Origin of the sequence: Algoriphagus sp., assembly GCF_030694375.1 — a bacterium.
In the GTDB taxonomy this organism is placed as follows: Bacteria; Bacteroidota; Bacteroidia; order Cytophagales; family Cyclobacteriaceae; genus Algoriphagus.
Window position 1 is genome coordinate 138,473 of record NZ_JAUXYL010000046.1, and the last position, 18,343, is coordinate 156,815.

Here is an 18,343-nt window from a genome sequence, read left to right on the forward strand (position 1 = left end):
TGGAGAGAACAATCTAAAAACCCCTAAAAGAGCATGAAGGTTTTGTTGGAAATCTTTTCAGGTTTTACCTCACATAGGAACCTGCGTTCATATCAATTGAAGTGCCTGTTGCATGATCTGCCAATCCGGAACAAAGCAAAGTCACCATCGGAGCGATATCCTCAGGAAGGGTTAATTCCTTCAATGCAATATCCTTGAGTGCAAAGTCTTCCCCATATTCCGCCAAAATTCCATTTGCCATATCAGTTCGGGTAAATCCGGGAGCAATGAGAAACGCTTTGATTCCTAATTTTCCGTAGTGTCTTGCAATTGATCGAGTGAGGCTTACCAATGCTCCTTTTGAAGCCGCATAGGCCAAATAATCCGGTGTATCTCCCCGAAAAGCCGCACGTGAGGAGATCATGACGACACGACCATTTTCCTGAACTTTGGCTTGATCGACAAATTCTTTCGTCAGAATGCCTACTGCTGTGGCGTTGACGGCCATTACTCTTTCCCAAATTTGAAGCCATTCCCCTGTGGGTAATGTGTCCGCTGCTGCGGGTGAAATTCCTGCATTATTAACCAAGGCAGTCAAGGGGCCATATTTTTCTACCATTCTTGGAATAAACCCAACAACTTCTGCTGACCTAGAAAGGTCACAAGCTTCTATATGTGCAGGGTTCTTTAACTGATTTTGGAGACTTTCCGCCTCAGATTTATTTGAATTGTAATGAATGATTACCTCGGCCCCTGACTCTGAAAGTTGGCGGGCGATGGCACGTCCTATACCTCTAGACGCTCCTGTGACTAGGATTCGTTGATTTTTAAGTGATATATTCATAATTAAAGGTTACCATTTTTCTCTCATCACCAGATGCTGAATATGCGCGAGATGATGCTGAGAATGCCAAGAGTAAAGGAGCGTTATTTCCTCCAAATCTTGATTTCTTTTCTTTTCAGGATGAAAATAGGTCCTCTTGAATTCTTCGTGTTTCATCGAATCCAACAAAACTCCCCATTTGAGATGGATTGCTTTAATGATGGACAAGGAGGATTCAATTGGCAATGCAGCATCCGTCAGATTAGCCCAAAGGGCCTCATCATAGGGCTTCACTGTGGGATTCTCTTCAGTCAACGCCAATTTGTATCGGATAAAGGCATTCATATGGCTATCGGCGCAATGATGGACCAGGTGACGAACAGTCCAGCCTCCGGGACGATAGGGGGTATCCAACTGAGGAATTGAAAGCGGACTGACTGCCGTGAATAAATTTGCAGGGAACGATTTGATTTGGAAAATGGCCTCCTGAATGGTTTCTGAATTTATTGATTCAGGGATTTTAAACCTACCAATCGGGTATTTAAGAAACTCAATATCTGTGCTCATAGGAATATTATTGACCACCGGCTGCGATGGTTACCAAATCTACATGTTTTGCACCGTTGGCCAAAAGGACATTGGAACAGGCACAAAGCGTAGCTCCAGTCGTGATCACATCATCAACCAGCAAAATTCGCATTCCTGAAATATTTTCACCCTGTCTCAAGCCAAATACTTCATCCACGTTCTCAAGCCGTTCCAGCCTGGATTTTTTGGTTTGTGTTTCGGTAAATTTTCTTCGCTCCAGCAGATTTTCTACAGCAAGATCCAACGGCTTGGCAAGACCTAATGCGAATTTTTCACTTTGATTAAATCCACGCCTTTTTTGCTTCATCGGATGCAAAGGCACAGGAACTATCAGGTCCCATTCCTTCAAATAGCCATTTTGTGATAAAAGTAAGCCATACAATCGCCCCATTTCCTCACCTATTTCCGGTTTATTTTTGTATTTAAGTTGATGGAGAAGTTTTTGGCTTTTCCCTTTTTTGGAAAATCTCAAGTAGGCCATAACTCGATTTACTTTAGTAAGGCCACGGATTTTTGACGTCAATTCATTGTCATAAGGCCTCAAGTGAAAATTTGCTACAGGTAAACTTCCCTGACAGATCGTGCATAGACACTGCTCAAAATCAAAAAGGGACCGTCCGCATTGGGGACAGTTTCGTGGGAAAATGAGGTCCAAAAAATCTTTCCAAAAAATCAAACGCATGGCTAAAAAGTTCTGTTGTTACATCTTAGGCTGGAATATGCAGTATATTTACCCTTTAGACTTATATTAATCCTTAAGTTAATGAATCTGATAGAAGAATTCAATGCTTATCGAGCCGCGATGAATGAAAAAATCATGGCCGAAGACAACAAGGTCATCAAGCGTTTTTTTAACCTTGATACCAACACCTACGCTGCCGGTGAACTGGATGTAAAAACCAAAGAAATGATTGGCTTGGCATGCTCCATGGTTTTAAGATGTGACGATTGCATTAAGTATCACTTGGGCAAAAGCTATGAAGCAGGATTGAAAAAAGAAGAAATCTTTGAAGTCTTTTCTATTGCCTTGGTCATTGGAGGATCTATTGTAGTCCCACACCTCAGAAGAGCAGTTGAATACTGGGAAGAGCTTATAAATCAATAATTTAGCTATGTTTAAACGTGATCTTGATCTAGAAAAAAGATGGTCCAAGCTGTTGGACGGACTAAAAGATACGATCGGGAAAAAACCAAACGACTTGAATGGCGTACTGTTTCTGATAGGTGTTCAGGAATTAGGAAAGGGAACCAAAACATTCTCAAAAGAGCAAAAGCAGGATTTGATCCACATTGCTGTTTGCAAGGTTCTGAGTTACGCCGGATTTTACGAACTGGATTTCGTAGATCAAGACGGTTGGCCACATTGGAAGTTAATCAAAGAATTACCTCATTTTGATTTATTGGAGCAGGAAAAGCTGCTAAAAATTCAAGTGATGGAATATTTTGAAAAAGAGTATCAAATTGAAATTTGAATGAATTTGAAGCTATCGAAAGTGTTACCTAACTCGGATGTTTATGAACCTTAGGAGATTCTCCCGAAGAAAAATCGGGACAAGTTACCTGCCAGACGGCAGTCAGGCCTAATCTCTTAAATCAAATTATAGACAGATGAATCGAGCATGCCCCAAAGAGACACACAGAGGGATGCCCCGAGCTATCGGGGAATCCATGCGAAGATTCCCTGTCCGACTACAGGCGGGCATGTGACCGCTAAAAAACAATTATAAACAGATGAAATCGAGCCTGCCTGAGGCAGACAGGCATGACTAAAAAGTCACACACTGGGATGATTATCGACCATGCGAGATTCCCTGTCCGACTACAGGCGGGCATGTGGCAATTAAAAAACAAAATTATAAACACATGAAATTAATCTCATACAACGTCAACGGAATTCGTTCAGCCATGAACAAAGGTTTTGTGGATTGGCTCAAATATGAAAACCCAGATGTTATTGGTTTACAAGAGATTAAAGCGCAGGAAAAGGATATTGATCCGACAATCTTCCAAGATCTAGGATATAATCTGTATTGGTATCCGGCTGTGAAAAAAGGATACAGCGGTGTGGCAATATTCTCCAAAATAAAACCCAACTCGATTAAATATGGTATGGGCCTAAATCGTTACGACGACGAAGGTCGGATGATTCAGGCAGATTTTGATGGGTTTTCGTTTATCTCTTCCTATTTTCCCTCAGGGACAACAGGGGATGAACGGCAAAAATTTAAATACGAGTTTTTGGATGACATATATGGCTACATTCAGGATCTTAAAACTGATAATCAAGGTTTAATTCTCAGCGGAGACTATAATATTTGCCATAAAGCCATTGATATCCACAATCCCATATCCAACAAAAATTCATCAGGATTTCTTCCTGAAGAACGGGCGTGGATGGATAAATTTACTGAATCCGGCTTTATTGATACATTCCGGCAATTCAACTCCAATCCTCATCAATACAGCTGGTGGAGCTTTAGGGCGAATTCAAGAGTGAAAAATCTGGGTTGGAGAATTGATTACCACATGGCAACCAAGGAATTGCAAAACAGATTGAAAAGTGCAGTAATTTTGCAAGACATAAAGCACTCAGACCATTGTCCAATTGTGCTAGAAATAGAATAAGAATAACTCAAGAAGATCTGAATCATAGAATATTTCCAAGATGAAATCAATTAAAATTTCAATTCCATCTCTGATAGAGAACATTAAAATCATCGAAAGTTTCATCGATAATGCAAAAGATAATTTCGAAATCAATGATGACATCTACGGAAATATAATGATCTCAGTGACTGAGTGCATCAGTAATGCAATCATACATGGCAATCAAGGAGACAAAAACAAATTGGTTCACTTGGAACTAAACATGGACGGGGAACAATTGAATTTTATAATTGAAGATGAAGGAGTAGGGTTTGACCTCCAAGCACTACAAGATCCAACAGCCCCAGAAAACCTTGAAAAACCGGGAGGTAGAGGAATATTTCTAATTCGTCACCTCAGTGACGAAGTGAAATTTGAAAATGGAGGTAAAAAGACAGTTCTTTCCTTTTACATCGACTGAGTATGGCAGTCAATTTTTTTTCGGAAGAAATCAAATTTGATTTACCTCAGAAGTTAAAAAGAAAGGCTTGGCTAAAAAAGATTGCTCAATCAGAAAACTTCAAACTAGGAGAGCTCAATTACATATTCTGTTCTGATGAATATCTATATCAAATCAATGTAGATTATTTAAACCATCACACCTACACAGATATCATCACTTTCGATAATTCAGAAGAGGAAGAAACCATCGAAGGCGACATATTCATCAGCATTGATCGGGTAAAAGACAATGCAACAAAACATCAAGAGAATGAAGAATCCGAACTAAGCCGAGTCTTAAGTCACGGTATATTTCACTTGATGGGATACAAAGACAAATCAAAAGAACAAGCTGAACTGATGAGATCAAAAGAAGCGTTCGCAATTAAACTTTACGAAAACAGTTAACTGTTTCACGTGAAACACCCGTAAATCTTGATTTAGATTTTCCAACCTGTTTCACGTGAAACATCAAAATAATTACCATGTTTCCAATATATGATGTCATTGTAGTAGGGGCGGGTCATGCAGGTTGTGAAGCAGCTCATGCCGCAGCAGCTATGGGATCCAAAGTTCTCCTTTGTACCATGAACATGAACACCATCGCACAGATGTCTTGCAATCCAGCAATGGGGGGTGTAGCCAAAGGACAAATTGTAAGAGAAATTGATGCCTTAGGAGGGCTGTCTGGAGTCATATCTGATAAATCTATGATTCAGTTTCGAATGCTGAACAGATCAAAGGGTCCTGCCATGTGGTCTCCACGTACACAAAATGACCGAATGAGATTTGCAGAAGAGTGGCGACTTGCACTCGAGCAGAACCGAAATGTTGATTTTTGGCAGGAAATGATTTCCGGCTTGTTAGTGAAGGACGGAAGGGCAGTAGGAGTGAGAACAGCAATTGGAATTGAAATTCCTGCAAAATCTGTTGTGTTGACCAATGGAACCTTCTTAAATGGTGTCATTCATATTGGCGAAAAACAATTCGGGGGAGGTAGAACTGGAGAATCTGCGGCAAAAGGAATAACAGAACAATTGGTACAGCTTGGATTCGAAGCCGGAAGGATGAAAACCGGAACACCACCAAGGGTCGATGGAAGAAGCCTGGACTACTCTATGATGGAGGAGCAATTCGGAGATGAAAATCCTGAAAAATTCTCCTATTTAGACTCTACTCAGCCATTACTCAAGCAAAGGTCCTGTTGGATTACTTATACCAATAAAGAAGTACATGAATCATTGGAAACCGGTTTTGATCGATCTCCAATGTTCAATGGAAGGATACAAGGCCTTGGACCAAGATATTGTCCCAGTATTGAGGACAAAATCAACCGGTTTGCAGAACGAGAAAGACACCAAATCTTTGTCGAACCAGAGGGATGGAATACAGTCGAAATCTATGTAAATGGATTTTCGACATCACTTCCTGAAGATGTACAATATAAGGCTATGCGACTAATCCCCGGATTTGAGAATGCAAAAATGTTCAGGCCTGGATATGCGATAGAATATGATTTCTTTCCGCCCACTCAATTAAAATTAACGCTTGAAACGCACCATGTCGAAAACCTCTATTTTGCAGGCCAAATTAACGGGACTACAGGTTACGAAGAAGCGGCGTCTCAGGGCTTAGTTGCGGGAATCAATGCAAGCCTAAAAGTCCAGGAAAAAGATCCCTTTATTTTAAAAAGATCAGATGCCTACATTGGTGTCTTAGTAGATGATCTTATTAATAAAGGGACTGAGGAACCATATCGCATGTTTACTTCAAGAGCTGAATTCAGGTTACTACTTCGTCAGGATAATGCTGATTTGCGACTGACTGAGCTTGGATATGATATTGGACTTGCATCAGATGAACGGAAGGAAAAAATGCTGGATAAAAAATCAAATACAGCAAAACTGATTAATGATCTGAAACAAAAAAAATTAAGTCCCGATACGATCAATCAGGGCTTACATAATATCGGCACTGCAACGATCACGGAAAAAATAAGTGCCGAAAAACTTCTCAAGCGACCACAGATCGGGATTAAAGAACTCATGACAGTGGATGAAGAGTTAAGCCAATATTTAAACAAGTATTCAAAAGACGTTTTAGAACAGGCTGAAATCCAAATCAAATATGATAGCTATATTGACAAGGAACAGCAAATGGTAGAAAAACTATCAAATATGGAAAATTACAAGATTCCTCTAAAATTTGATTTTCTATCTATAACGGCCCTATCAAACGAAGGCAGACAAAAATTAAATAAAATTCGTCCCGAAACTCTCGGTCAAGCGTCACGAATAAGTGGCGTATCACCGGCGGATTTATCTATCTTGACAGTCTATTTAGGAAGATAAAATGCTCGAAAGACTTAGCAAATGCCCACTCTGCAAAAGTGGGCGTTTTCTTAATTATGCGGAAATCACTGACCATGCAGTGAGCAAGGAAAATTTTATTCTCTGCAAATGTTCCAATTGCGAGCTTCTCTTTACCAATCCAAGGCCAACTGAGGATAAGATTGGACCTTATTATAACTTTCCTGAATACTACTCTCACGAGGACAAAGCGAAAAATCTCACGCAATGGATTTATCAAAAAGTCAGAAACTTCAGCATTTCAAAGAAAGTCGATTTTATAAGGCGCCTTAAGAGAAAAGGAAAGCTGTTAGATTATGGTTGCGGAACGGGAGAGTTTTTAAAAGCAGCAAAAAATAAGGGCTGGAAGATATCCGGTATAGAACCGAATGAAAAGGCTAGAAATCAGGCGAATTTAAAGCTAAACGAAAAAGTAAAAAATTCAATAGAAGAACTTAATAAAAATTCAGACTACGATATCATCACACTATTTCACGTTCTTGAACATATTCATGAATTAAGAAAGACTTTAAAAAAGATCATAACCCATTTAAAATCAGATGGATACCTTATTATTGCTGTTCCAAACGCTGATAGCTGGGATGGTAAAAAATATGGAAAATACTGGGCTGGTTGGGATGTCCCAAGGCATCTATATCATTTTAACTCCAAATCAATCGAAGCCCTACAAACGGAATTTAATCTGGAATTAAAGGAAATTAAACCAATGAAGTTTGACAGCTTCTACGTATCGCTACTTTCCGAAGGTTATTTACAAAAAGATTCATCATTACTTTCAAGATATTGGAGCGCATTCAAGGCCGGAATTAAATCGAATCATTCGGCTAAAACTCCGGGCCAATTTTCAAGCAATATTTTCGTTTTTCAAAAAAAGTGAATAAGCAAAGATTCCTATTTTCCTTGATTTCGTTTCTGATTTGCGCTTCCTGTGCAAAACAGAGTACTCCGATGGGTGGACCAAGAGATCAAGAACCACCGGTCCTGTTGGAATCCAATCCGTCAAACCAAAGTCTCAATACAAACCCTGAAGAAATAAAACTGACCTTTGATGAATATATCAAACTCGATAATCCGTCCAAAGGAATTGTAATCACTCCGAGAATAGACAAGGATAAGGTGGTTTTTACCTCACTGAAAAATGTGGTTACAATCAAACTAAATCAAGAACTTGAAGACAGCACCACGTATGTCTTCAATTTCCAAAAATCAATCGTTGACATATCGGAAGAAAATCCTGCAGAAAACCTAAAACTGGTTTTTTCAACAGGAAATTCCATTGACAGCCTAAGTATTTCCGGTAGCATCAATTTTCATTTTCCCACATCAAAACCGGATTACAAAAATATAGTAGTGGGTATTTATCCGCTTGGAGATACAACGGATGTTTTCACCGCGCCACCTTATTACCTGAGTCAGGTAGACACATTAGGTAATTTCGCGATTACGAATATCAAGAACGGAAATTACCTTGCATACGCGTGGAGAGACGCAAATGGAACATTGAAAGCAGAATCAAAATCAGAGGAGTACGATTTTTTGCTTGATACATTGAAACTCGAGCAAAATATTGAAAATGTGAGATTCAACTTATCCAAGGGTGATCTAACACCAATCAGAATAGTAAGAACAGGATCTTTTGGTAAAAATTTCGACATTCTCCTCAACAGGAGTCCTGTTGAGACTCAAATTGAAAACAAAGATTTAGGAAAAGAATTTTTCTACACTTTTTCAGATAACAGGATCAGAATCTTTCCAAATAGCCCAAAAGAAGACAGCATTCCATTCAATTTAAACGTCAAAGATTCAGTTGGATTCGTGAAGGATTCACTTATTTGGGCCAAATTTACAGAGTCCGAAAGGAGACCCGAGAAACTGCAAATCACACCAAATTCAGGTAAAAGCTTTTACAAAGACCTGGAAATTGAACTGAAATTTAACAAACCTATCAAATCAATAAGTCTCGATTCATTGTTTATCACTTATGATACAGCCTCAATAATACCTGTCAGACGATCTATGATGGCTTTTGAGGATTCTACAAAAATGGATCTTCTCAAAATCAGGCTTTCCATACCAGATTCCATTTCCAAGGACATCTTTACCATAAAGGCAAGTGATTCTACTTTTATGGATATCGAAAATCAATTAAACGAAACACCACTCTCAGCCAATTACAGGAAATTAAAACGAGAAAGTCTAGCCGACGAAATTAAAGGATCCATTCTAGGAGCTAAACCTCCATTTATTGTTCAATTGATAAATTCTAAAAATGAAACAGTCAGAGAACAATTTCTGGAAAATTCGAACGACTATTCATTTAAACTTCTGGAAGCAGGTACATTTAAAATAAGAGTTATTGAAGATCTAAACGGAAACAAACGGTGGGACCCTTCAAATTTTAACCAAAGAAGACTAGCTGAAAGGGTGTTTTACTTCTTTAATGCTGAACAAGAACAGGCATTAATCATTAGAAGCGGTTGGACACTGGATGAACAAAATATAAGAGCTACTGAGCCTACAGGGATTCAAAAAAGACCTGAAAACCCTGTGGACAACCCCTAATACAGCGTGGATATCCTCCAAGCAACACGGGGATAAAATTCATCTTTTAAACAAATTGGAATTCATCTCACTAAATTCACTACCAATTGGGGATAAGACCAACCTTGTCCACAATGGCAAAGAAAGATTTCCACAGATCATTTAACCACATTTAGCTATTCTTGAAAAGTCGGTCTTTATACACTTTTTAAATTAAAAGAAACAAGATCAACCTCTTAAAAGTGGATAACCCGTTAACAAGTTGTAAGTAAAGCATAGGACTGCCATTACAGGTTGTGGCAAACTTTTTTCCTTGGGTTTATCAACAAATCCACACCCTTAATAACCTTAATAGTTTTTCTTATTTAAATAATATAATATAATTAATACGCTGTGATTTCTGTGGATAGCTTTTGTGATTCCACTTTGATTTGGGTAATATTAAAATCATAAACCCAAGAAAATAATGAAACTCACCCGTCTTTTTGATTTAATTCCGCATCAGATTTCTACCTATGACAAGGAAGTTGCTTTGGCGCGAAAGGAGGAAGGAATTTGGAAAACCTATTCATCCAGAGAACTTAAGAGGATAGTTGATAATCTTAGCTTAGCCTTTATTACATCCGGAATCAATCCGGGGGAAAAGGTGGCAATTATTTCAGAAAACCGGCCCGAATGGAATTTTGTTGACTTAGCACTGCAGCAGATTGGGGCTATATCAGTCCCCATGTATCCTACCATTACCTCGGATGATTATGCTTATATTTTTGATCATGCCGAAGTGAAAATGATTTTTGTAGGAGATAAGGAAATTTACACCAAAGCAGCAGAGGTTGCTGCAGATCGTCAGATATACTCTTTTGATCAAATTAAGGGTGTGGAGCATTGGTCTGCTTTGGAACAAAAAGGTGAATCGGGAGATTTGGCAAAATTGGAAGAATTAAAAGAACATGTAAAATCAGAGGATCTTTTCACAATTATTTATACTTCCGGAACCACTGGAAAACCAAAAGGAGTCATGCTTAGCCACAGCAACGTGCTTTCGAATGTACTTTCAGTTTCCAATACGATGACTCCCCCTCCGGGAATTTCTAAGGTTCTAAGTTTTCTGCCGCTTTGTCATATTTATGAGCGAACGGGTTCGTATTGCTTTATTTATATGGGATTTTCAATTTACTATGCTGAAAACATGGATAAAATCGGTGAGAATCTCAAGGAGGTTCAGCCCCACGTTTTTAATACAGTTCCCCGACTTTTGGAAAAAGTCTATGACAAAATTGTGGCAAAAGGCTATGAGCTAACCGGTATAAAAAAGAACCTCTTTTTCTGGGCTTTGAATTTAGGACTTAAATACGACCCTGCTGCTGATATGGGTGGATGGTATGATTTTCAACTCAAACTTGCCAATAAAATTATTTTCTCGAAATGGAGAGAAGCCTTGGGAGGAAATGTAATGCAGATCAATTCCGGTGCCTCTGCATTGCAACCGCGTCTTGCAAGGGTATTCTGGGCAGCAGGGATAAAAGTTTGTGAAGGTTATGGTTTAACAGAAACTTCGCCTGTTGTTTCGGCCTCTGTTGGAAATTATGATGAGATCCGGATTGGCTATGTCGGAAAGATTGTGAAAGATGTCCAGGTGAAAATCGCTGAGGATGGCGAAATTCTGGTCAAAGGACCCAATGTCATGCAAGGATACTACAAGGAGCCTGAAATGACCGCAGAGGTACTTAAAAATGGCTGGTTCCATACCGGAGATATCGGTGAGCTGGACGGCGAATACCTTAAAATCACAGATCGGAAAAAAGAGATGTTCAAAACTTCCGGAGGAAAGTACATAGCGCCTCAAGTAATGGAGAATAAATTCAAAGAATCTCCGCTCATCGAACAGCTCATCGTGGTTGGTGACGGGAAGAATTACCCTTCAGCCTTGATTGTACCAAGTTTTGATGGATTGAAGGAGTATTGCAAAAGAAAAGATATTCCTTATCTCTCCGATTCAGAGATGATTTCCAATTCAGAGATCCTTGAAAAGTACCAATCGGAAATTGACGGACTCAACAAGTATTTTGGGAAATGGGAACAAATTAAACGGTTTAAGCTTTTGGATAAACCTTGGGGCATTGATTCAGGAGAGCTCACTCCGACGATGAAATTGAAGCGAAAGGTTATCCATCAAAAGTTTTCGAAGGAAATTGAATCAATATACCAGGCTTAATCGCCTGGTTTTTTTGCGTTTAATCAAAAAATGACAATCACCTCACATCAAAATTATTTTCGGTCAAGTCGATTATTCCTGATTTTTATTCTGTAAAAATCAAAAAAAATGATTTTTTACAATATTTAATTTTATAAAATATTAAATAACCTATTTAATATTTGTGATGCATGCATAACTTTTTTTTAAATTAGTATGCATGCATACAAAATTTTTATACCTTAGAAGACCTCAATTTGAGCTATTGAGTATCATGAAAAGAGAAGAGACAGTCGACTATCATATCAAAAGTGCCTGGCATGCCATTTCACGCATGTACAATCAGCAAGCTGCCGAAGAGGGATTTACGACAGCTATTGGATTTGTATTGATCAATATCAATTCAAAGGAAGGTACTCCTGCAACTAAAATTGCTCCCTTGATTGGTTTGGAGACGCGAAGTCTGACTCGAATGCTCAAAACCATGGAAGAAAAGGGATTGATTTTTAAAAAAGCAGATCCTGTTGATAAGCGATCGGTTAGGATTTTTCTGACCGAAGAAGGAAAAGAAAAAAAGGAAAGATCGATCAATACCATCATGGATTTCAATCAACAAGTCCGAGAGGTTGTGAGCCAGGAGGAATTGAATACGTTTTTCGGAGTATTCGAAAAGATCCAGGGGGTCATTGAGCAAGTGAATGTAAGTGAGGTCAACAAGCCCATATTTGAATTATAAACCGATTTTCCGCCTGGCGGATAGACTACCAAAAACCCAAAAAAATGAACAGAACCATTAAAAAAGTTGCCATTTTAGGTTCAGGAGTGATGGGATCGCGAATTGCCTGTCATTTTGCCAACATCGGCGTACAGGTACTTTTACTGGATATTGTTCCTTTTGAGCTTACCGATGAGGAGCAGAAAAAAGGAATGACCAAAGAGCATCCCGCTGTCCGAAACCGCATCGTAAACACAGCACTTCAGAATACCTTGAAGTCTAATCCATCAGCGATCTACGACAAGTCATTTGCCAACCGGATTACAACCGGAAATTTTGACGATGATCTTCCAAAAATCAAAGATTACGACTGGGTGATGGAAGTGGTCGTGGAGCGATTGGATATCAAGCAATCGCTTTTTGAGAAAGTAGAAAAATTCAGAAAGCCCGGTACCCTGATCACTTCGAATACCTCGGGAATTCCAATGCACATGATGTGTGAGGGCAGAAGTGAAGATTTTCAGACCCATTTTGCAGGAACGCACTTTTTCAATCCCCCTCGCTATTTGAGACTTTTGGAGATCATTCCCGGCCCAAAGACCAATCCTGAAATCATCGATTTCCTGATGGAATACGGGGATAAATTTCTCGGAAAAGAAACGGTATTCTGCAAAGATACCCCGGCATTCATTGCCAATCGAATCGGCGTCTATGCGATCATCTCAGGCATGCATGCCATCGAAAAGATGGGCTTCAGTGTCTCAGAAGTGGATAAACTGACCGGACCTGTGATCGGTCGGGCTAAGTCGGCAACCTTCCGAACCATGGATGTGGTCGGCCTGGACACCACTGTAAATGTGGCCAATAACCTCTACAAAGCACTTCCTCACGACGAATCCCGTGACAAATTCAAATTGCCTCAGATCGTCGAAGTGCTTTACAACAACAAATGGTTTGGTGACAAAACAGGTCAGGGCTATTTCAAAATGATCCGACACAAAGACGGAACGAAAGAACTGAAAGAACTGGACTTAAAAACTTTCGAATACAAGGATGTAGAAAAGCCAAAATTCAAGGCGTTGGAAGCATCCAAGGAAATAGAGGATTTGAAAAAGAGGATCAAATTCCTTGTCAATTTTGACGATCGGGCCGGAGAGTTTTACCGGGCATCTTTTTACGATTTGTTTAAATATTGCTCCAACCGGATTCCTGAGATTTCAGATGAATTGTATCGAATCGATCAGGCAGTTTCGGCCGGTTTCGGATGGGAATTAGGCCCGTTTGAGACTTGGGATATCTTGGGTGTAAAAGAGACTGTTGAAAAGATGGAAGCTGCCGGTGAAAAAGCCGCTGCTTGGGTTCATGAGATGCTTTCTGCAGGTCATGAAACCTTCTACAAAGTCGATGGAGGCAAGAAGCTTTACTACGATATTCCGTCCAAATCCTATCTCGAAATTCCCGGAATCAACGATTTCATCATTTTGGATACGCTGAAGTCGGCGGGTAAAAACCTATGGGGAAATACCGGATCTACGGTCTATGACCTCGGAGACGATGTAATTGGACTGGAATTCCACACCAAAATGAACTCCATGGGTGCTGAAGTCATCGAGGGAATCAATACGGCTATCGGCATGGCAGAAAAATCTTTTAAAGGGCTAGTCATAGGCAATGAAGGAGCAAATTTCTCTGCTGGGGCTAATCTTGGAATGCTCTTCATGTTTGCAGGTGATCAGGATTTCGACGAGATCAACATGATGATTGCGCAATTCCAAAATACCATGATGCGAGCCAGATATTCATCCGTGCCAGTGGTGGTAGCGCCGCATAATATGGCTTTGGGTGGCGGATGCGAACTATCACTCCACTCAGACCACATCCAAGCTCATGCCGAGTTGTATATGGGTTTGGTGGAAGTTGGAGTGGGACTGATCCCTGCCGGGGGCGGCACTAAGGAGATGACACTTCGGTTTTCCAATGCAGTAATCAATGGAGATGTGGAGCTCAATCAGCTGCAGGAATATTTCATGAATATTGCCACGGCGAAGGTTTCCACTTCTGCCCAAGAGGCAAAAGGCTTGGGTTATCTGAGAGCAAGTGATGGAATTTCCCTAAACAGAAAGCGTCAAATAGCAGATGCCAAATCCCATGTGCTAAGAATGAGTGAGGCCGGATATACCCAGCCGGTACAGCAGTCGAATGTGAAAGTCCTCGGAAAAACTTCACTAGCACTCTTCGAAGCCGGAATTACTGGAATGAAGTATGGTGCCTACATTTCCGAGCATGATGCCAAAATCGCCCGAAAACTGGCTTGGGTCATGTCGGGAGGAGATTTGTCCTCAGCCACAGAAGTGAGCGAGCAATATTTGCTTGACTTGGAGCGCGAAGCGTTCTTGAGCCTGACTGGTGAGAAAAAGACCCTTGAACGTATTCATAGCATTTTGTTTAAAGGAAAACCTTTGAGAAACTGATTAAAGTAGCAAGTATCAAGACATAAGTATCAAGATTTTAAACCCACTGGTTATGCACAATTTCAAAGACTTAAAAGTATGGCAGAAAGCTGTTGATTTCGCGGTAAAAATTTATTCTGTCACAAAATCATATCCGAATGATGAAAAGTTCGGGCTCGTTTCGCAGATGAGAAGAGCTGGCGTTTCAATTCCTTCAAACATTGCGGAAGGTTGTGCTAAAACCTCTTCAAAATCATTTGTCAATTCTCTCGAAGTGAGTTTAGGCGAAAGCTTTGAATTGGAAACTCTACTGATAATTTCTGAAAAGGTAGGTATTCTTGATTCTGAAACTGCGAAAGAAATGGAAACTGATCTATCTGAAGTACAGCGTATGATAATGGGATTAAAAACTTCAATTGAGGCAAAATCTTGATACTTGATACCTAATACTTGATACTCTCAATCAATAACCCAAAAACAATAACGAAACACAAATGGAAGCATACATAATTAACGGATATAGATCAGCAGTAGGAAAATCAAAAAGAGGGGGATTTAGATTCTACCGACCGGATGATTTGGCAGCTGATGTGATTAAGCATTTGGTCGCAAATACGCCGGGCCTAGAGTCCAAAATGGTCGACGACCTCATCGTCGGCAACGCCGTGCCCGAAGCCGAACAAGGCATGCAAATGGGTCGAATGATATCTCTTTTGGCTTTGGGAATCGAAACTCCCGGGTTCATCATCAACCGTTACTGCGGATCAGGCTTAGAAGCCATCGCTTTGGCTGTAGGCAAAATCAAAGCGGGAATGGCCGATTGCATCATTGCCGGCGGTACAGAATCCATGTCCATGGTCCCTATGATGGGCTATAAAACTGCCCTCAACTACAAAATTGCAACGCAACATCCTTCTTACTACATCAGCATGGGTTTGACGGCGGAAGAATTGGCGCGTGAATATAGCATCACTCGAGAGGAAGCAGATACTTTTTCGGTTCGATCTCATGATAAAGCACTGGCCGCAATAGCCAATGGAAAATTCAAAGATGAAATCGTGCCAGTAGAAGTAGAAGAAACTTATCTCGACGAGAAAGGCAAAAAGAAATCCCGAAAATACACAGTCGATACAGACGAAGGTCCACGGGCCGGGACCACGATGGAGGCTTTGGCCGCTCTGAAGCCTGCTTTCAAAAATGGCGGTCAGGTTACAGCAGGAAATTCATCCCAGACTTCGGATGGAGCGTCTTTCGTGGTAGTGATGTCTGAGCGATTGATGAAGTCTCTTGGATTGCATCCGATAGCCAGAATGATGTCCTACAGCGTTGCGGGCGTAGACCCAAGAATCATGGGAATTGGACCAAAAGAGGCGGTTCCTAAAGCATTGAAGCAGGCAGGCTTGACGCTGAACGACATTGACTTGGTTGAGCTGAATGAGGCGTTTGCCGCACAGGGATTGGCTGTGATGAAGTCACTGGACATGAATCCCGATATCGTCAATGTAAATGGAGGCGCGGTTGCCCTGGGTCACCCACTGGGCTGTACCGGAGCCAAACTATCAGTGCAGATTTTCAACGAGCTGAGAAGACAAAACAAAAAGTATGGTTTGGTCACAGCATGCGTTGGTGGTGGTCAAGGAGTGGCTGGGGTTTATGAGTTGTTGAAATAAGAAATACTTCGGTGTTCAAAATTCGCCATTCGATATTCATTATTAAAAATATCGAACATCGAATGTTGAATTCTGAATAATGAAGAAAATGAAAAGCTAATTATATGAACACAATATCAAAAGCAATCCAAGGAGGAGAATTCCTCATCAGGGAGACAGCAGCGCAGGATATTTTTATCCCTGAGCAATTTACCGAAGAGCAAAAAATGATGGCTCAGGCCTGTCAGGATTTCATTGATACGGAGATCCTTCCAAATATCGAAGAAATCGACAGTATGAAAAACCCGGACCTGGTTCCTTCTATTTTTAAGAAAGCAGGGGAATTGGGACTTTTGGGCATTGCAGTGCCTGAAGAATATGGAGGAATGGGCATGAGCTTCAACACCTCCATGTTAATTGCCGATATCATCGGTTCGGCGGGATCTTTTTCCACCACCTACGGAGCTCATACTGGGATTGGAACTTTGCCAATTTTGTACTACGGTACCGAGGCCCAAAAGCAAAAGTACCTCCCCAAACTCGCCACGGGTGAATGGGCAGCCTGCTATTGCCTTACCGAACCGGATGCAGGATCGGATGCCAACAGTGGCAAAACCAAAGCAACGCTTTCCGCCGACGGTAAAACCTATTTGCTCAACGGGCAAAAAATGTGGATTTCCAATGCCGGATTTGCAGATCTTTTCATAGTCTTCGCCAAGATCGAGGATGATAAAAACCTCACTGCTTTCATCGTAGAGAAAACCTTCGGTGGCATCACGATGAACGAGGAGGAGAAAAAGATGGGTATCAAAGGGTCTTCTACCCGGCAGGTCTTTTTCAATGATTGCCCTGTTCCTGTAGAAAACATGCTTTCGGACCGTCAAAACGGATTCAAGATCGCTGTAAACATCCTGAATATCGGCCGGGTAAAACTCGGAGCAGGGGTTTTAGGAGGTGTGCGAGGAGTAATTTCGCTTTGCATCGACTATTCTACGGCTCGCAAGCAGTTTGGCGTCAGCATCAATACGTTTGGTGCCATCAAGTCTAAATTGGCTGAAATGGCCATTCGAACCTATGTGACAGAATCACTTTGCTACAGAGCAGGTCAGGACATCGAAGACCGAATCAATGCCTTGATTTCCGAAGGAATGGAAGATACCGAAGCCAAATTAAAGGGTGTGGAAGCCTTTGCGATGGAGTGTGCAATTGCAAAAATTCATGGTTCGGAAGTCTTGGATTATGTGGTTGACCAAGGTGTCCAAGTCTATGGGGGCATGGGGTATTCCGCAGATGCACCGATGGAAAGAGCGTACCGGGATGCCCGTATTTCAAGAATCTACGAAGGCACCAATGAGATCAACCGAATGCTGATGGTGGGAATGCTGCTGAAGCGGGCAATGAAGGGTGAAGTAAATCTGTTCGAGCCGGCTATGGCCGTGTCTGCTGAGTTGACTTCTGTGCCTTCTTTTGAGACGATCGATACCTCGGAGCTTTTTGCTGCCGAAAAAGCCGTACTGAAAAACCTAAAGAAAGTGTTTTTGATGGTTGGTGGTAAAGCTGCTATGGACTTGCAGGATCGTATCGAAGACGAGCAGGAGATCATGATGAACCTGGCGGATCTGATGATCGAAATCTACGCAGCTGAATCGGCAATTCTGCGATCAGAAAAACTGGTGAGCATCAAAGGAGAGGCCGCATGTGCTAATCAGATAGCGATGTCCCAAGTTTACCTTTCAGAGGCGGTGAATAAAATTAACGACGCAGCTAAGGAAGCTATAGCCTCTTTCACAAAGGGGGACGAGCAAAAAGTGATGTTGATGGGCTTAAAGCGCTATACAAAAGCAGACTTGGTCAATACCAAAGAGCTGAGAAGACAGATTGCCGAATACATGATTTCTGAAGGGAAGTATCCTTTTTAATTCAGTTATTGATTTAGTATTGAAGTCCC

Annotated in this window: 17 protein-coding genes; 14 read left to right on the forward strand and 3 right to left on the reverse strand. The window is 40.9% G+C overall.

Going from position 1 to position 18,343, the window contains the following annotated elements; translation table 11 throughout:
- Positions 1-64 precede the first annotated feature (64 nt).
- Genes Q8M62_RS19350 through Q8M62_RS19360 form a run of 3 tightly spaced genes read right to left on the reverse strand, consistent with a single transcriptional unit; the run spans position 65 to position 2,072 of the window.
- Positions 65-823: an SDR family NAD(P)-dependent oxidoreductase gene (locus tag Q8M62_RS19350; protein ID WP_092728130.1), complete on the reverse strand. Its 759-nt coding sequence runs from the start codon at positions 821-823 to the stop codon at positions 65-67.
- A 9-nt stretch (positions 824-832) separates the two neighbouring features.
- Positions 833-1,369 (reverse strand): YfiT family bacillithiol transferase, encoded by a 537-nt coding sequence (locus tag Q8M62_RS19355; RefSeq protein ID WP_304900351.1) that lies wholly within the window; start codon positions 1,367-1,369, stop codon positions 833-835.
- A gap of 7 nt (positions 1,370-1,376) precedes the next feature.
- Entirely contained in the window at positions 1,377-2,072 is a 696-nt protein-coding gene (locus Q8M62_RS19360) for a ComF family protein (RefSeq protein ID WP_304900352.1), read from the reverse strand.
- An 81-nt stretch (positions 2,073-2,153) separates the two neighbouring features.
- On the opposite strand from Q8M62_RS19360, the gene Q8M62_RS19365 reads away from it, so the two are divergent.
- The 14 genes from Q8M62_RS19365 to Q8M62_RS19430 all read left to right on the forward strand — a co-directional run bounded on the left by Q8M62_RS19365 (position 2,154) and on the right by Q8M62_RS19430 (position 18,314).
- The gene (locus Q8M62_RS19365; RefSeq protein ID WP_304900353.1) at positions 2,154-2,495 is read left to right on the forward strand and encodes a carboxymuconolactone decarboxylase family protein; all 342 of its coding nucleotides are present in this window, start codon (positions 2,154-2,156) and stop codon (positions 2,493-2,495) included.
- A 7-nt stretch (positions 2,496-2,502) separates the two neighbouring features.
- Positions 2,503-2,862 (forward strand): hypothetical protein, encoded by a 360-nt coding sequence (locus Q8M62_RS19370; RefSeq protein WP_092728126.1) that lies wholly within the window; start codon positions 2,503-2,505, stop codon positions 2,860-2,862.
- A gap of 391 nt (positions 2,863-3,253) precedes the next feature.
- Entirely contained in the window at positions 3,254-4,015 is a 762-nt protein-coding gene (locus Q8M62_RS19375) for an exodeoxyribonuclease III (protein ID WP_304900354.1), read from the forward strand.
- Between the two features lie 40 nt (positions 4,016-4,055).
- On the forward strand, positions 4,056-4,457 hold the full coding sequence (locus Q8M62_RS19380) for an ATP-binding protein (RefSeq protein ID WP_092728124.1): 402 nt from the start codon (positions 4,056-4,058) through the stop codon (positions 4,455-4,457).
- Between the two features lie 2 nt (positions 4,458-4,459).
- A complete protein-coding gene (gene ybeY, locus Q8M62_RS19385; RefSeq protein ID WP_304900355.1) occupies positions 4,460-4,885 on the forward strand; it encodes an rRNA maturation RNase YbeY in 426 nt (141 codons plus the stop codon).
- Between the two features lie 77 nt (positions 4,886-4,962).
- Entirely contained in the window at positions 4,963-6,828 is a 1,866-nt protein-coding gene (gene mnmG, locus Q8M62_RS19390) for a tRNA uridine-5-carboxymethylaminomethyl(34) synthesis enzyme MnmG (RefSeq protein ID WP_304900356.1), read from the forward strand.
- 1 nt (position 6,829) lies between these two features.
- Positions 6,830-7,723, forward strand: coding sequence for a class I SAM-dependent methyltransferase (locus tag Q8M62_RS19395; RefSeq protein ID WP_304900357.1), 894 nt, complete (start codon positions 6,830-6,832; stop codon positions 7,721-7,723).
- Positions 7,720-9,408 (forward strand): Ig-like domain-containing domain, encoded by a 1,689-nt coding sequence (locus tag Q8M62_RS19400; protein ID WP_304900358.1) that lies wholly within the window; start codon positions 7,720-7,722, stop codon positions 9,406-9,408. Before Q8M62_RS19395 ends, Q8M62_RS19400 begins: the two co-directional genes overlap by 4 nt.
- A 445-nt stretch (positions 9,409-9,853) precedes the next feature.
- Complete coding sequence (locus tag Q8M62_RS19405; RefSeq protein ID WP_304900359.1) at positions 9,854-11,602, forward strand: long-chain fatty acid--CoA ligase; 1,749 nt, start codon at positions 9,854-9,856, stop codon at positions 11,600-11,602.
- 253 nt (positions 11,603-11,855) lie between these two features.
- Entirely contained in the window at positions 11,856-12,317 is a 462-nt protein-coding gene (locus Q8M62_RS19410) for a MarR family winged helix-turn-helix transcriptional regulator (RefSeq protein ID WP_304900421.1), read from the forward strand.
- A 44-nt stretch (positions 12,318-12,361) separates the two neighbouring features.
- On the forward strand, positions 12,362-14,767 hold the full coding sequence (locus Q8M62_RS19415; protein ID WP_304900360.1) for a 3-hydroxyacyl-CoA dehydrogenase/enoyl-CoA hydratase family protein: 2,406 nt from the start codon (positions 12,362-12,364) through the stop codon (positions 14,765-14,767).
- A gap of 52 nt (positions 14,768-14,819) precedes the next feature.
- Positions 14,820-15,179 carry a four helix bundle protein gene (locus Q8M62_RS19420; RefSeq protein WP_304900361.1) on the forward strand — a complete coding sequence of 120 codons (360 nt, stop codon included), beginning with the start codon at positions 14,820-14,822 and terminating at the stop codon, positions 15,177-15,179.
- A 61-nt stretch (positions 15,180-15,240) separates the two neighbouring features.
- Positions 15,241-16,416 (forward strand): acetyl-CoA C-acyltransferase, encoded by a 1,176-nt coding sequence (locus tag Q8M62_RS19425; protein WP_304900362.1) that lies wholly within the window; start codon positions 15,241-15,243, stop codon positions 16,414-16,416.
- Positions 16,417-16,520: 104 nt separating this feature from the next.
- Positions 16,521-18,314 carry an acyl-CoA dehydrogenase family protein gene (locus tag Q8M62_RS19430; protein ID WP_304900363.1) on the forward strand — a complete coding sequence of 598 codons (1,794 nt, stop codon included), beginning with the start codon at positions 16,521-16,523 and terminating at the stop codon, positions 18,312-18,314.
- Positions 18,315-18,343 lie beyond the last annotated feature (29 nt).

Excerpts from the sequence above, each read along its gene's own strand:
- Q8M62_RS19350 (WP_092728130.1), bottom strand. The coding sequence starts at position 823 with ATGAATATATCACTTAAAAATCAACGAATCCTAGTCACAGGAGCGTCT.
- Q8M62_RS19355 (WP_304900351.1), bottom strand. The coding sequence starts at position 1,369 with ATGAGCACAGATATTGAGTTTCTTAAATACCCGATTGGTAGGTTTAAA.
- Q8M62_RS19360 (WP_304900352.1), bottom strand. The coding sequence starts at position 2,072 with ATGCGTTTGATTTTTTGGAAAGATTTTTTGGACCTCATTTTCCCACGA.
- Q8M62_RS19365 (WP_304900353.1), top strand. The coding sequence starts at position 2,154 with ATGAATCTGATAGAAGAATTCAATGCTTATCGAGCCGCGATGAATGAA.
- Q8M62_RS19370 (WP_092728126.1), top strand. The coding sequence starts at position 2,503 with ATGTTTAAACGTGATCTTGATCTAGAAAAAAGATGGTCCAAGCTGTTG.
- Q8M62_RS19375 (WP_304900354.1), top strand. The coding sequence starts at position 3,254 with ATGAAATTAATCTCATACAACGTCAACGGAATTCGTTCAGCCATGAAC.
- Q8M62_RS19380 (WP_092728124.1), top strand. The coding sequence starts at position 4,056 with ATGAAATCAATTAAAATTTCAATTCCATCTCTGATAGAGAACATTAAA.
- ybeY (WP_304900355.1), top strand. The coding sequence starts at position 4,460 with ATGGCAGTCAATTTTTTTTCGGAAGAAATCAAATTTGATTTACCTCAG.
- mnmG (WP_304900356.1), top strand. The coding sequence starts at position 4,963 with ATGTTTCCAATATATGATGTCATTGTAGTAGGGGCGGGTCATGCAGGT.
- Q8M62_RS19395 (WP_304900357.1), top strand. The coding sequence starts at position 6,830 with ATGCTCGAAAGACTTAGCAAATGCCCACTCTGCAAAAGTGGGCGTTTT.
- Q8M62_RS19405 (WP_304900359.1), top strand. The coding sequence starts at position 9,854 with ATGAAACTCACCCGTCTTTTTGATTTAATTCCGCATCAGATTTCTACC.
- Q8M62_RS19410 (WP_304900421.1), top strand. The coding sequence starts at position 11,856 with ATGAAAAGAGAAGAGACAGTCGACTATCATATCAAAAGTGCCTGGCAT.
- Q8M62_RS19415 (WP_304900360.1), top strand. The coding sequence starts at position 12,362 with ATGAACAGAACCATTAAAAAAGTTGCCATTTTAGGTTCAGGAGTGATG.
- Q8M62_RS19420 (WP_304900361.1), top strand. The coding sequence starts at position 14,820 with ATGCACAATTTCAAAGACTTAAAAGTATGGCAGAAAGCTGTTGATTTC.
- Q8M62_RS19425 (WP_304900362.1), top strand. The coding sequence starts at position 15,241 with ATGGAAGCATACATAATTAACGGATATAGATCAGCAGTAGGAAAATCA.
- Q8M62_RS19430 (WP_304900363.1), top strand. The coding sequence starts at position 16,521 with ATGAACACAATATCAAAAGCAATCCAAGGAGGAGAATTCCTCATCAGG.